The organism is Brevundimonas sp. P7753 (genome assembly GCF_013386595.1).
Classification (GTDB): Bacteria; Pseudomonadota; Alphaproteobacteria; order Caulobacterales; family Caulobacteraceae; genus Brevundimonas; species Brevundimonas bullata.
On record NZ_JACARP010000228.1, the window covers coordinates 1 to 358 of the forward strand.

Genomic DNA, 358 nt, shown 5'->3' on the forward strand with positions numbered 1-358 from the left:
TGCCCGCCCCGTTCGGCCCGCACAGTGCGACCAGTTCACCTGACCCGACCGACAGGCTGACCCCGTCCAGCACGGTCGCCGCACCGATGCGCGCCACGACGCCGTCCAGTTCCAGCAAGGCGCTCACAGCCGCCACTCCCGCGCCGCGCGCCAGGCGATCAGGGCGAACAGCGGCGCTCCAACCAGGGCCGTGAACACGCCCAGCTTCAGTTCCTGATCCGTCGGCATCAGCCGCGCCGCCAGATCGGCCAGGACCAGCATCAGCCCGCCGGCCAGCGCCGAGGGCCAAAGCAGCCGCCCCGGATCGCCGCGCACCGCCGCCCGCACCAGATGGGGCGCCGCCAGACCGACAAAGCCG

General features: G+C 73.5%; 1 protein-coding gene. It reads right to left on the reverse strand.

Annotated features, from left to right (window positions below):
- Positions 1 to 123: 123 nt before the first annotated feature.
- Positions 124 to 358 (reverse strand): iron chelate uptake ABC transporter family permease subunit (locus HX774_RS19295; protein WP_178829019.1); only part of this gene is annotated, 235 nt, incomplete at its 5' end.